Source organism: Nitratidesulfovibrio termitidis HI1 (assembly GCF_000504305.1).
GTDB lineage: Bacteria > Desulfobacterota > Desulfovibrionia > Desulfovibrionales > Desulfovibrionaceae > Cupidesulfovibrio > Cupidesulfovibrio termitidis.
Genome location: NZ_KI632512.1, coordinates 3,309,946 through 3,323,529 on the forward strand (window position 1 = coordinate 3,309,946; position 13,584 = coordinate 3,323,529).

At 66.8% G+C, this 13,584-nt stretch carries 7 protein-coding genes; all 7 read right to left on the reverse strand.

Annotated elements, in window-relative coordinates; genetic code table 11:
* Positions 1–121: 121 nt before the first annotated feature.
* Positions 122–496, reverse strand: coding sequence for a desulfoferrodoxin (locus DESTE_RS13225; protein ID WP_035068116.1), 375 nt, complete (start codon positions 494–496; stop codon positions 122–124).
* A gap of 396 nt (positions 497–892) precedes the next feature.
* The gene (locus tag DESTE_RS13230; protein WP_035068117.1) at positions 893–2,914 is read right to left on the reverse strand and encodes a methyl-accepting chemotaxis protein; all 2,022 of its coding nucleotides are present in this window, start codon (positions 2,912–2,914) and stop codon (positions 893–895) included.
* Positions 2,915–3,371: 457 nt separating this feature from the next.
* Positions 3,372–6,674 carry a response regulator gene (locus tag DESTE_RS17295; RefSeq protein WP_051384465.1) on the reverse strand — a complete coding sequence of 1,101 codons (3,303 nt, stop codon included), beginning with the start codon at positions 6,672–6,674 and terminating at the stop codon, positions 3,372–3,374.
* A 240-nt stretch (positions 6,675–6,914) separates the two neighbouring features.
* Positions 6,915–9,929 (reverse strand): AIR synthase-related protein, encoded by a 3,015-nt coding sequence (locus tag DESTE_RS13245; RefSeq protein WP_035068118.1) that lies wholly within the window; start codon positions 9,927–9,929, stop codon positions 6,915–6,917.
* Positions 9,930–10,031: 102 nt separating this feature from the next.
* On the reverse strand, positions 10,032–10,703 hold the full coding sequence (locus DESTE_RS13250; RefSeq protein ID WP_035068119.1) for a GntR family transcriptional regulator: 672 nt from the start codon (positions 10,701–10,703) through the stop codon (positions 10,032–10,034).
* Positions 10,704–10,969: 266 nt separating this feature from the next.
* Positions 10,970–12,370 carry a Na+/H+ antiporter NhaC family protein gene (locus tag DESTE_RS13255; protein WP_035068120.1) on the reverse strand — a complete coding sequence of 467 codons (1,401 nt, stop codon included), beginning with the start codon at positions 12,368–12,370 and terminating at the stop codon, positions 10,970–10,972.
* Positions 12,371–12,584: 214 nt separating this feature from the next.
* On the reverse strand, positions 12,585–13,583 hold the full coding sequence (gene cuyA, locus DESTE_RS13260) for a D-cysteate sulfo-lyase (protein ID WP_035068121.1): 999 nt from the start codon (positions 13,581–13,583) through the stop codon (positions 12,585–12,587).
* Between the last annotated feature and the right edge of the window lies 1 nt (position 13,584).

Below are 13,584 nucleotides of genomic sequence, written 5' to 3' on the forward strand. Positions count from 1 at the left end.
TTGTCGGGTGGTTGCGTTGCGGGCGCGCGCCGCTGCCGGTCATGGGACGGCTTTCCGCCGGGGGCAGTCCGTCGGGTGCGGCGGGTGGCTGCTGTCCGGCGGGCGCGGCGCGGGGACTGGCTTACGCCTTCCAGTGCCCGTGCAGGTTGCAGTATTCGCGGGCGGAAACTTCGGTGGCCTGGATGCAGAATTCGGCCTCGGGGGCATCGCCGGGCTTCAGGAATTTCGTGTAGCTGCGGCCGTCGGCGATGAGTTCGATCCACTCGATCCAGTGGGTTTCCTCCATGGGGTGGGCCACGGAGCCGACCTTCACCTTGTAGCCGGTGGCGGTCTTTTCGATGACCGGCACGTGCTTTTCCTTGGCGCCGTCGCTGGTGCCTTCCTTCATGAACTTCATGGGTTCGCCGCAGCAGACCAGGTCGCTGCCGCCGCCGTGCATGACTTCCACGATGTTGCCACAGTGAACGCACTTGTAGACTTCGAGCATGTTCGGCACGGGATTCTCCTTGAAGGATCTTTGGGGCCTGTATCGGCCGTGTGATGTTCGTGCGGCGCCGGACGGTTGCGTTTGCGCATGCGTCCGGGGTGGCCGCGGATGTCCGGGTGACCGTGGAATCCGGGGTAACCGTGGATGTCCGGAGGCCCGGGGGTGTCTCGTCGCTCCCGCGCGTTCCCTGCCTTGCGTTGCCCCCGCGTTGTCCCGCAGGACGGCACGAAGGGAACATGCGGTACTGCCACCTATACATCAGGTCGGTGGACTGTTCAATCATTCTCCGCGAACTGGCGGAAAGATTGCGCGAAATTCCGTCTGCATCCGGATTGCACGCCCGCCTGGCGCACGGTGGCGGACACGCCGTGGGGCAAGTGCGGCCACGGTCTGGCCCACGGGCCTCTACTGCCGGAACCGTTCCACCAGTTCGCCCAGTCGCCGGGCCATGCCGGACACCTCGTTGATGGAGGCTTCCGCCGTGTGGATGCGGTCGGCGATGTCCCGCGACAGGTCGTTGATGCGCGTGACGTTGCGGTTGATCTCGTCGCTGGTGGCCGATTGCTGTTCCGACGCGGTGGCGATGTTGCGCACCATGTCGGCAATGTTCACGGCCCGCCGCACGATGCGTCCCAGGGCCTCGCCGGTGCCTTCGGCCTTGTCCGCCGTGGCTTCCACCTGGCCGCGCGTGAGGGTCATCTCGTCCACGGCCTGGGCCGTGCCGGTCTGGATGTCCTTGATGGCGTGCTCCACTTCCTTGGTGGCGGTCATGGTCTTTTCTGCCAGCTTGCGCACCTCGTCGGCCACCACCGCGAATCCGCGTCCGGCATCCCCGGCGCGGGCCGCCTCGATGGCGGCGTTCAGCGCCAGCAGGTTGGTCTGGTCGGCTATTTCGTTGATCACGTCGATGACCCGGCCGATGTTGTCGGCCCGCGCCGCCAGATCGTTGAGCGAGGTGGCCAGCCCGGCGGCCCGTTCGGCCACCTGGCGCGTTTCGGCCACGGTGGCCTGCATCTCGCTGCCGCCCTGCTGCGCCTCGCGGTTGGCAAGGTCGGCGGCCTCTGCCGTGGCCGAGGCGTTGCGGGTGACCTCCACCACCGTGGCGTTCATTTCGTCCATGGCCGTGGCCACCTGGGCCGTCTCGTCGGTGGATTCGATGACGTTGCGGGCCAGTTCGCCCATGCGCACGGAAAGTTCACCGGCGGCATCGGACAGGGCGCGGGCCACCCCGGTCACTTCCTCGGCCACTTCCAGCAGGTTGCGGCGCTGGGTTTCTATGCGGACCTTGTCTTCTTCTTCCTGGGTCAGGTCGATCATCACGGTGATGACCCCCACGGCCTGCCCGGCGGTGTCGCGCAGGGGCGATGCCTCGTAGTGCAGCGGAAAGCCCACCCCGTCCCGCCGCACGTAGCGCAGCATGCCGCTGGTGCTGGTGCCGGTGGACAGCACCTGGGTCACCGGGTCGCATTGCAGGGTGCAGTCCTGCCCGCCCTTTTCCAGTACCTCGCGCAATGAAAGTCCCATCAGGTCCTTGCAGGCGGACCCCAGGATGGCGCACATGGGCTGGTTGGCGAACTCGATGTGCCCCGCCTTGTCCATGACCGCCAGTGGCACGATGATGCCGCCAAGCACGGATTTGTTGTATTCCAGCTGGTTGCGGATTGTGGAAACCATGGACGCCAGGTTCGCGGACAGCACGCCCAGTTCGTCGCGGGAATCATCGGTGAAGGCAACGGCGTAGTTGCCGCGTTCGATTTCGCCGCTCACCCCGGCGATGGTGCGCACCCGGCCCACCACGGCCCGGCGCATGAACAGCGAGAGCACGGCTGTAAGGGCCAGCATGCCCGCCAGCGAAAGGGCCCCGCCCTGCCATTGGCGGGTGCGCAGCAGGGCCGCGTCGGCGGAAATGTCCTGCAGCATGACCATGGCCCCTAGGATGGGCTGGCTGGCGCCGTGACAGTGATGGCATTCCGGCGCGTTGGGGATGGTCTTGATCTCGGTGTAGTACGGCGTGCCGCCCAGTTCCAGCAATTGCCCCTCGTCCACGGGCTTTTGCAGCGCGGTGTCGAACAGCGCGGCAAAGCGCGGGTCGCGCACCACGTCCTTCATGGGCGTGCGGACGGCCTCGTTCCGGGTGGAATAGGTGATGCCCCCCCGGAAATCGGCAAGATGCACGCTGACGGTGGGATAGCGCGCGGCGATGGCGTTGAATTTTTCCTCGGTGCCTTCGTCGTTGCCCTTGGACATGGGGTCGTTGATGGCCTCGAGCAGGATCTGGGCGGTACGGGCGGAGGAATCGTGGATGAGGTGGAGGGTGGTTTCCCGTTGCCAGTAGGAGTTGGTGAGGAACAATGCCGTGAAGACCATGACCGCGGTGCCCACGACGAGCATTTGCACCTTGGCGCCCAGCGAACGGGTGAACAGCATGCGACCCCCCGGTTTATCCTGCGGCGTGAACACGCAGGGTACCCGCCCCGGTGGTTCGGGGCGGCGTGCCAATGGGTGGTCGGCGCGCGTGACGGCGGCAGACGTGTGATGCCGTATGCCGCACATGGGGGCAGGGCTCGCCCGACTTCGGGCCATCCCCCCCGCGTGCCGACAAGACCCGGTATAGCGCCGTTCTTGTTTGCTTTCGCTGTACCCAAGGGGCGGGGTTGCGTCAAGCGGGTAAGGGGAAAAACGCAGGTTGTGCGTACAGTTGGAATATGCTTGGCGCGACATGTTGCGCGGCGCGCGGCGGCAGCGCGCGAGGGAAGGACGCGCGAGGCAAGAAGGGGTGGCGAAGGCCGGAGATCACTGTGCGTCTGGACATATCTGGGGCACACCTGGGACACATCTGGGGCACGGTTGGGACACGCCTGGCGCGTCTGGGCACGTATGCGGGCTATGTCCGGCTGCGCGGCTGGCTGTGCAATTGGGCCCGCAACTGGGCCCGCAACTGGGCGTCCAACTGGTCGATTTCTATGGGTTTGGCCAGGTAGTCGTTCATGCCCGCCGCCAGGAAGCGCTCGCGGTCGCCCAGCATGGCGTGGGCGGTCAGGGCCAGCACCGGCACCCACGGCGGGGTGGCGCCGGGGTTCACGGCCTCGCGCATGCGGATGTGCCGGGTAACTTCCATGCCGTCCATGTCGGGCATCTGGATATCCATGAGCACCGCGTCGTAGTGGTCGCGTCCCAGCATTTCCAGGGCCTGCCGCCCGGAGGAGGCGCGGTCGGCCGTGTAGCCCAGCCGGGTCAGCAGCCGTTGCGCGGTCACCAGATTCACCTCGTCGTCATCCACCACCAGGATGCGCGGCGGCGTCCCGGCGACTTCCGGCGCATGGTCCCCCGCCGCGCCTCCTGCCGTGTCCCCTGCCGCAGAGGGCGCCTTTGCCGATGCATCCGCAACCGGCGGCGTTGCCATCCGGTGAGGGGCCGGAGGGACGTCCGGGCCACGGGCTGCTTCCGGAGCAGGCCCCGCCCCGCCCGGCGGAGCGTCTCCAGGTTCGTTCGGTGATGCGCCCGGTGATGCGTCCGGTGCCATGCCTGTCGGCGCGCCCCGCCGCACCGCGCGGGGCGCCTGCGGGCGTTCGTCTTCTGCGCGCAGGGGCAGGGTGATGTGGAATTCGGTGCCCTCGCCGGGGGCGGTGGCCACGCAGATGGTGCCGCCCATGAGCAGGGTGAGCCGCCGCACGATGGCCAGTCCCAGGCCCGTGCCGCCGGGCCGGGCCGTGGCCGCGCTGCCCGTGGTGTAACTTTCGAACAGGGTGCGCAGCCGTTCCGGCGCGAAGCCGATACCCGTGTCGATGACCGCCATGTGGATGGAAACCCGATCAGCCATGCCGCAGCGCGGCAGCGGATATATCTCCACGCGTACCCCGCCCGTGTCGGTGCATTTGACCGCATTGGACGCCAGGTTCACCAGCACCTGGCGGAAGCGCCCGGCGTCGCCCGTAAGCACCGGCGGCAGGTCCGGGGCGGCCTGCACCTCGAATGCCAGCCCCTTGGCCTTGGCCTGATGGGCCAGCATGGCGTGCACGGGTTCGGTCACCTGGGTCATGGAGAACGGTTCCTCCACCAGCGGCAGCGCGCCCGCTTCCATGCGCGAGATGTCCAGGATGTCGTCAAGGATGCGCAGCAGGTTGCGGCTGGCGCCCAGGGCCGTGTCCACGCAGTCTTCCTGGTCGCCGGAAAGGCTGGTGCCACGCAGCAGTTGCAGCATGCCCATGATGCCGTTGACGGGGGTGCGCACCTCGTGGCTCATCACCGCGATGAATTCCGACTTGGACCGGTTGGCCCCCTCCGCCGCTTCCTTGGCCTGGCGCAGTTCGTCCTCGGCGCGGGTGCGTCGGGTGACGTCGGCGAACATGACCGCGATCTGGCGGTTGCCGGTGCGGAACACCCACAGGTCGGCAAAGGACCACCCGGCGGGCATCCACCCGGCGCTGGCGTGGGCCGTGACGTTGAACGTCCCCCCCTTGCCGGCAATGCCGCCAAAGATGGTGGGCAGGTTGGTGGCGGCAATGCCGGGCAGGGCCTCGGTCAGCCGCCGTCCCAGCATGCCCCGGTCGGTGATGCGCAGGGCCGCGTCGGCCGTGGGGTTCACCGCCTCTATGCGCAGGTGCTCGGCCTGGTCCAGGGTGAGCAGCAAGAGACCCAGGGGGGCGCCTTCGACGATGGAGCGGAATCGGGCCTCCACCTCGCGCAGTTGTTGTTCCGACTGCCTGCGCTCGGTGATGTCGTGAAACATGCCCACGATCACGTCGCGGTTGCCCACGCGCAGTGCCCTGGCCTTGACCAGCATGTCGCGTTCTATGCCGGCCTTGGTGCGCATGGGCATTTCCGCGGGCATTTCCATGGGGTGTTCGCGCAGGGTGTTGAAGCGCCCCCCGAAACCGTTGCGGTGCATTCTGTCCGGGTACAGCTGGCGCTGGTGTATGCCCACCAGTTCTTCGCGCGGGTAGCCGAAGACCTGCTGGGCTGCCCGGTTTGCGTCCAGGATGAGGCCGGTATCCGCATCGGCCAGCAGGATGGCGTCCATGGCGCTGTCGAACACGGTGCGGTAGCGGGTCTCGTTGTCGCGCAGTTCGGCGGTGAAGGCCTCTCGCTCGCTCTGGCGACTGGCGAGAATGGCGGCCATGGTGTCCACGCTGAAGGCCAACTGGCCGATTTCCCCCAGGTCGTGGCGGATGCCGGTGCGCGCGCCCAACTGCCCTTCGCCGATGCGGGTGGCCGTGGCGGCGATGTGCGACAGGGGCCGGGCCAGCAGCCTGCCGCCAAGGATCCAGGCCACGGCCAGGGTCACGGCCATGGCGCTGCCGAGCAGCAGCAGGGCGCGGTTGCGGGCGGCGCGCACCGGAGCCAGCACGGTCTCTTCGGGAATGCCCACCATCACGTTCAGGTAGGGGCCGGATTCCGGGTACAGGCGCACGCGGGTAAACCCGTACAGCCGCACCGTGCCGTCGGAACTTTCGCGGGTGAACAGCCCCTCGTCCGGCATGGCGCGCAGGATATCCAGGATTTCTCCCCGGATGGCCTTGCCCACCGGGCTGGCGGAGTTGCGCGGATGGTAGGACAGGCGGATGCCACGATGGTCGGTCACGCTCAGGACGGAGCCGGGGGGCAGGTTCAGCTTGTCGAACAGGCCGTCATACTGGTCCAGGCGCATGGGTGCGGCAAGGACGCCATACACCCGTCCCTCGTCGTCCACGAGCGGCAGCGCGAAGTGAAAGGTGGCCTCGTGCAGGGTGCGCGCCAGCACGTATTCGCCGCTGGAGAAGCGCTTGTCGCGCAGCGCCGTGCGAAAATAGAGGCGGTCCGCAAGGTTGAAGGGGCTCTGACCGGGGGGAGGCAGCGGCTGGCGTCCCGAGGCGACGAGGTCGCCGTTGGCGTCGAGGGCCAGCAGGTTCAGCAGGGTGGTGTCCTCGGCCAGCACCTCCCGGAACACCGACTCGCAGGCGACCGGGTCCAGCTGGCGCACGTCGGGCAGGGCGGCCAGGATGGTCAGGGTCTGGCGGGCTCCGTCGGCCACACGTACCTGCAGGGCCGCGATGCTGCTGGCCGCCCGGGTCACCGAAGCCTCCGCCTCGGACTGAAGCTGCGAGGCGAGACGGTGGGAGTCGTACAGGATGACCCCGAACGAGGGCAGGGCCGCCAAAAGGGCGACCCAGACCAGGGTGACACGGATGGAGAACATGTGCGGCCGCATGGCGACTCCTGGCACGGACGGCTTTCCGGCCGGGCTGCGGCCGTGGGAACCTGCCATTATCTTGGCACGCTTTTCTGCCGTGCGCCACAGCAAATCATGCCGTGGGCGCAAGGTGACACAGCGGGGCAAAGAAACAGGGCGGGCCTTGCGGTCCGCCCGTCGTGGAAGCGTGTGTTTTCAGTCTGTTGTGTCTCGGGGGCGGTCCCCAACGGTCAAAAGGACACGTTGGGGAACTCCCGGCTACCAGTCGAAGGTGCCCTTGAACGAACGGGCCAGTCCTTCCACGCCTTCCGCCAGCAGGGGGGCGCCCTGCGCAGTGAGGGTGAGGACCGCGTCCGCCGTCACCTCGCCGATGCAGGCGCAGGCGGACCCGGCAAAGCGCGCCTCGAAGGCGGCGGCGTTGCCCGGCTTGACGGTGACCAGCAGGCGGCTGGCCGATTCGGCATACAGCAGTTCCGTGGCGGTCATGTCATCGGCAACAGGTGCGGCGGCGATGTCGCACCGCGCGCCCAGCCGCCCGCCCACGGCCATTTCGGCCAGGGCCACGGCAAGGCCGCCATCGGACAGGTCGTGGCAGGCGGTGACCAGGCCCGCGTTGATGGCCCCGTGCAGGGCGCGGTAGCGGGCCATGGCGGCCAGGGCGTCCACCTGGGGCACCTGCGCGCCCACGGTGTTCAACTGGTCGGCGATTTCGCTGCCGCCCAGTTCGCGGAAGGTGTCACCCAGCAGGTACACCTTGTCGCCGGGCTGCTTGAAGTCGGAGGTGACGGCCCGGTTCACGTCGTCCATGACACCCAGCACCGAGTACAGCACCGTGGGCGGGATGGAGATTTTCACCCCGCCGCCGAAGTAGTCGTTCTTCATGGAGTCCTTGCCCGAGATGCAGGGCACCCCGTAGGCAAGGCAGAAGTGGGCCAGGGCCTGGTTGGCGCGCACCAGTTGGGCCAGCTTGTACTGGCCGTCGGGGGTCTTTTCCGACTGCACCGGGTCGCACCAGCAGAAGTTGTCGGTGCCGGCCATGCGGTCGGGGTCGCCTCCCACGGCCACGGCGTTGCGCACCGCCTCGTCGATGGCATTGGCCATCATCCAGTAGGTGTCGTAGTCGCTGAACTTGGGGCAGATGCCGTGCGAAAGCACGACGCCCGCCTGGCTGTCCAGCAAGGGGCGCACCACGGCGGCGTCCGCCGGGCCGTCGCGCTTGACGCCCACAAGGGGCTTCACCACGCTGCCGCCCTTCACCTCGTGGTCATACTGACGGATCAGGTATTCCTTGCTGCAGATGTTCAGGCGGCCCAGCATGGCGTGCAGCAGCGGGCCCTGCTCTGCGGGGGCCGGGTTCAGCCTGCATTCGCATTCGGGGGCGATGGACGGGCGTTCCCATACGGCGGAAAGCCGCATCTGGGGCACGCCGTCATGCAGGAAGTCCATGTCCAGGCAGGCCACCTGCTTGTCGCCGTACACCACGTGGAAGCGGCCCGATTCGGTGAACTCGCCCAGCGGGGTGAGCTCCACGTCCATCTCCCTGGCCAGGGCCAGGAAGGCATCCAGCTTGGCGGGCGGCACTGCCAGGGTCATGCGTTCCTGCGCTTCGGACAGCAGGATTTCCCACGGGCGCAGGCCGTCGTACTTCAGCGGGGCGCGCGAAAGGTCCAGACGGCAGCCGCCGGTATCCTGGGCCATTTCGCCCACGGACGAGGACAGGCCGCCCGCGCCGTTGTCGGTGATGGCGTTGTACAGGCCCATGTCGCGGGCGCGCATGATGCAGTCGTACATCTTGCGCTGGGTGATGGGGTCGCCGATCTGCACCGCCGTGGCCGGAGAGCCTTCGTGCAGTTCTTCCGACGAGAAGGTGGCGCCGTGGATGCCGTCCTTGCCGATGCGCCCGCCCGCCATGACGATGACGTCACCGGGCAGGGCCTTCTTGTACCAGCCTGGTCGGCCGTGAATTTCCCTGGGCAGCATGCCCACGGTGCCGCAGTACACCAGCGGCTTGCCGAGGTAGCGTTCGTCGAACACGATGGAACCGTTGACGGTGGGAATGCCCGATTTGTTGCCGCCGTGCTCCACGCCTTCACGCACGCCTTCCATGACCCGGCGGGGGTGCAGCAGGCGGGGGGGCAGTTCGCCCTCGTGGAAGGGCGAGGCAAAGCAGAACACGTCGGTGTTGCACAAGAGTTCCGCGCCAAGGCCGGTGCCCATGGGGTCGCGGTTCACGCCCACGATGCCGGTCAGCGCGCCGCCATAGGGGTCCAGCGCCGAGGGGCTGTTGTGGGTTTCCACCTTGATGCACACGTCGTGGGTGTCGTTGAAGGCGATGACCCCGGCGTTGTCCTTGAACACCGACCGGCAGAAGTCGCGTTCGCCCATGCGCTGGCGGATGGTCCTGGTGGAACCCTGGATGTACGTCTTGTACAGGCTGTCCACCACCTCGCGGCGGCCCGTTTCGCGGTTCTCGTAGTCGATGCGGGCGGAAAATATCTTGTGCTTGCAGTGCTCGGACCAGGTCTGGGCCAGCACTTCGACTTCCGCGTCGGTGGGGTCGGCGGGCAGGCCCATGGCGGCGCGGTCGGCGCGCACGGCGGGGTCCGCGTAGTAGGCGCGGATGGCGTGCAGTTCTTCCAGGCTGAGGGCCAGCGTGTTCTCGCGGCTGAAGGCCAGCATGGCCGCGTCGTCCATGGAGGACAGCGGGATTATGGCCACCTCGTCACTGGAGGCGCCGGTAACCTGGGCGGCCTGCGGGACGAAGCCGGGTTCGGCGGTCCATTCGTCGCGGCTTTTCAGGGCAAAGCGCTGGATGAGTTCGTTGGCCAGAAGGTCGCGGGCGATGTGCTCCATGTCCGCGCGGGACAGGGGCGTGTCCTTGGCGCAGGTCACGTGGAACTGGGCCGAGGTGTACACGGCGATGGAGCGGCGGTCGGCCCCCAGCACCAGAGCCAGGGTGTCGCGCGCGGTGCGGCCCTCGTTGTCGGTGACGCCGGGGCGAAAGCCCACTTCCAGCACCCAGTCCGCTGGGGCCGTGCCCTGCGGGGCGGGCAGCAGGTCCAGCGCGGCGTCCTGCAGCACGGGGTCGTGCAGCACGCCCTTGGCGACCATGCTGGTCAGCGCGTCTTCCGAAAGGCCATCCACGGTGAACACCCTGACAAGGCGCACGGATTCCACGTTCAGGCCCAGCGAGGCCCGGATCTTGGCGGCGACGTTGCGGCCCACGGTATCGGTGACCTGCGGCCGAAGCCCAACTTCTATGCGCCGAAGCATGACTGACTCCTGAGGGTGTTTGGGGGTGCGAGCGGTTGGCTCTCCATAAAGGCAAACGGCGCGCTTTGCAAATACGTGAAGATGCGATGAACCCGGCCCGGATCAATCCTCTGCGGCCTGGTCGATGCCCCAGCGGGCCATGCGCCTGCCGGACTCGGCATAGTGTTCGCGCAGGGTGTGTTCGATGCGTGCAGGATCGCGGGAAAGCATGGCGTCAAGCACCACGCGGTGGCGCTGGAGGACTTCCGCCGGGGCAAAGGTGGTGCGCCAGTGGCGGAAAAGCAGGAATTTGCCGAGCCCCTGGCAGGACCGGCGCGACAGTTCCACCAGCAGGTCGTTGTCGGTGCGGGAAAAAATGACGCCATGGAACCGGGTATCGAGCTTCGACAGCTCGTCCATGTCGCCGCCCTTGGCGACGGTGTCCGCCATGGCATCCACGATGGCGCGCAGTTCCGCGAAATCTTCGTCGGAGAAGGCGCTGATGGTGGAGGCTGCCGCGGCGCCTTCCAGCACCCCCCCGGTAAAGTAGCTGTCGCGGATGTCTTTTGCCGTCAGGGCCGTGATGAACTTGCCGCGCTGCGGGATGGAGATGACCAGCCCTTCCTGGACAAGCAGTTGCAGGGCTTCGCGAACAGGAGCCCGGCTGATGGAGAGGCGCGTGGCCAGGAGCACCTCGTTGATCTTGTCGCCCGGGGTGAATTCCCCGGCCAGGATTCGCTCTTTAATGTAGTCGGCCACCTGATGGCAGTATGTCTGCTTGGTAAAACCCTGCATGTGCACCCCTGCGCGTTGTTTCCGTGCAGATATAGTTCGCGCAATGGATGGTCAAGGCTGGCCTTGGCGGTGCGGCGCTGCCTGGGGGGGGGGGGGGAGGGGAGGGGGAGGACGCTCGGCCACTGTACCGCTTGTCATTGGTGAAACGGAACGGGGCCGGGATCGTCCCGGCCCCGTGGTTCAGTCGGGCTCGATTCTGGGAATATGGAGTGTCCTGGCCGGTTGTCACCGGAACGGGATCGGACATCAGGCCGCGTTGCGGCAGGTCAGGCTGCTTCGCCCACAAGCCCTTCGTTGCCGCCGAACTTGCGGTTCCAGCCGGTTACGGCAGAGAACAGCAGCACGCCGAGCAAGGCCCAGGAATAGGGATTGTACAACGCCGAACTGATGGACGGAGCGCTGATGCCGTAGGCGTCGGCGGCAGTTACCAGCGCCGCGTACCATGCCGCCACCACGATGTGCCACGGCAGGGTGAAGAAGATGGTGCAGACGGCGCAGTCCATGAGATTGGCGCGGCGGGCCGGGGCCAGGTCGAACTTTTCGCCCAGCGGACGCACGAGCGAGGGGCCCACCAGCAGTTCGGCAGGGGCGTTGGCGGAAATGGGAATGGAGGCAAGGATCGTGACACCGATGATGAAGAGTTCCGCCTGCCGGACGGTTCGCACGAACGCGGTTTCGGCCAGGGTCAGGATGCGCTTCATGATGCCGCTTTCCACCAGCACCGAGGTTACCGCCAGGATCAGGACGGCGAAGATGATGGCGCCCACCACCCCGTTGATGCCGTTTTCGATGAGCCCGGTCGATACCCCGCGCTTGGGGGGAATGCTGAACAGGGCGGCGGGGGCGAAGCGTCCCGTCACCACGCCGATGATGCCGGCCGCCACGTTGCCGTAGATGAGCGACTCGATGATGTGCCTGCCGGACAGGGCGGAGGCCACCACCACCACGAGGGCGATGAGCATGACTGCCCCGGTGGCGTCCATGCGGGCCTGTATTTCAGGCAGGGGGTGCAGTTCTCCGCCGCCGCCGAAAGTCAGAAACACCACCCCCGCGATGGCGGCGGCGGCCATGGACAGCGGAAAACGGCTGCGCACGACATCTTTCATCGTGGCCCCCTGGGTATAGGCCGAAACGATGGTGGTGTCCGATATGGGGGCGAGATTGTCGCCAAATGCCGCGCCGGAAAGGATGGCCAGCCCGAGCATGCTCGGGTCCGCGCCCAGGAAATGCCCGGCGGGGTACAGCACCGGCGTGAGCGCGATGCAGGTGCCGGTGCTTGTGCCCGTGCCGAGCGAGAACAGCATGGCCGCGAAGAAGACGATGAGGGTGAACGCCGCGCCCTTCGCCCCCGTGGTCATGCCCATCCACAACAGCCCGTCGACAAGGCCACCGGCGACCATGAGCGTTCCGAACACGCCCGCGAACAGCCATGCCGTGATGATGACGATGCCGGTCTTGTCCCCGATGCCGCGCATGATGGACTTGCAGTATTCCTCCTTGTTGCGCGCGAAGAAGAGTCCAACGGCTATGGCCAGCCACGCACAGGCCCAGAAGGGTTTCGTGCCTCCGCGTTCCGCCACGGAGAGCCATACCAGGCCACCGATGAGAACTAGGAGCGGAACCAAGCCTCCAAGAATCCCACCATGCATTTCAAGACGCTTTTCCATGATGCAGGCTCCTTCGTTGGTATTCCGGGTTCAGTGCCCTGCGGGTGCCGCAGGGACATGCCGTACGGTGGGGAATGCACCCGCCGCGTGTTTTTCGTGCTGTCAGGGGCAGGGGGGGGGCGACGTGCATCGCCCCCGCAGCCATGAGCTTCCATTGCGCAGCCTGGCAAGCCCCATCTGTCTTGCGCGTCATGCCGGGGCATGCGCCATGTGCCTACCTGAACGTTTCAAGATAGGCGTACAGTGCCGGTGATCCGCCGGTGTGCAGGAACAGTACGTTGGACCCTTCCGTGAAATATCCGGAGCGGACAAGGTCGATCAGGCCGGCCATGGCCTTTCCGGAGTACACGGGATCAAGCAGTATGCCTTCCGTGCGCGCCAGAAGCCTTACCGCTTCGACCATGGAATCCGTCGGGAGCGAGTATCCGGGCCCGACGTATCCGTCGAAGCAGGTCACCGCATCGTCCGGGAATGTTCCCTTCATGCCGACATGGTCGGCCGTGGCCCGCGCCAGCCTGCGCACCAGCTGTTCCTGGTCGGTCTTGGTGCGGCTGACATTGATGCCGGATACGGGGATGCCCGCGTTGTTGCCCACCATGCCGACGGCTATGCCCGCATGGGTACCCGCGCTGCCGCTGGGCACCACCATGTGCTGGATGGCCAGCCCCGTTTCGAACAGCTGTTGCAGTATTTCCTGTGCGCAGGCCACGTAGCCCGTCGCGCCGATGGCATTGGATGCCCCGCCGGGGATGATGTACGGGGTGCGCCCGCTGGCGCGCAGCCGTGCGGCCAGCTTTTCCATCTCGCCCGGCATGTCCGAGCCGCCGGGAACCACGGTGATGCTTTTGACGCCCAACAGGTTGAACAGAAAGTTGTTGCCTGAAGCTTCGGGCTTGTAGCTGCCGCTCACGCGTTCTTCGAGTACGAGATGGCAGTCCAGCCCTTCTTTTACGGCCCAGGCAAGCGTCAGGCGGCAGTGGTTCGATTGCACCGCGCCGCAGGTGATGATGGTGTCCGCCTTGTGCGCCAGCGCATCCGCCATGGAAAAATCGAGCTTGCGCGTCTTGTTGCCGCCCGCGCATCCGGGCAGCAGGTCATCGCGTTTGATGAAGATGTTCACCTTGTTGCCGAGCGCCCGGGAAAAGGCGGGGCAGGCTTCGATGGGGGTAGGGTGCTGCACGTAGCCGCGCCGTGGCAGGATCGCGAGATTCATG

Bases quoted from the DNA above. Each gene is read 5' to 3' on its own strand.
- DESTE_RS17295 (WP_051384465.1), bottom strand. From the start codon at position 6,674: ATGCGGCCGCACATGTTCTCCATCCGTGTCACCCTGGTCTGGGTCGCC.
- DESTE_RS13230 (WP_035068117.1), bottom strand. From the start codon at position 2,914: ATGCTGTTCACCCGTTCGCTGGGCGCCAAGGTGCAAATGCTCGTCGTG.
- DESTE_RS13250 (WP_035068119.1), bottom strand. From the start codon at position 10,703: ATGCAGGGTTTTACCAAGCAGACATACTGCCATCAGGTGGCCGACTAC.
- DESTE_RS13245 (WP_035068118.1), bottom strand. From the start codon at position 9,929: ATGCTTCGGCGCATAGAAGTTGGGCTTCGGCCGCAGGTCACCGATACC.
- DESTE_RS13255 (WP_035068120.1), bottom strand. From the start codon at position 12,370: ATGGAAAAGCGTCTTGAAATGCATGGTGGGATTCTTGGAGGCTTGGTT.
- cuyA (WP_035068121.1), bottom strand. From the start codon at position 13,583: ATGAATCTCGCGATCCTGCCACGGCGCGGCTACGTGCAGCACCCTACC.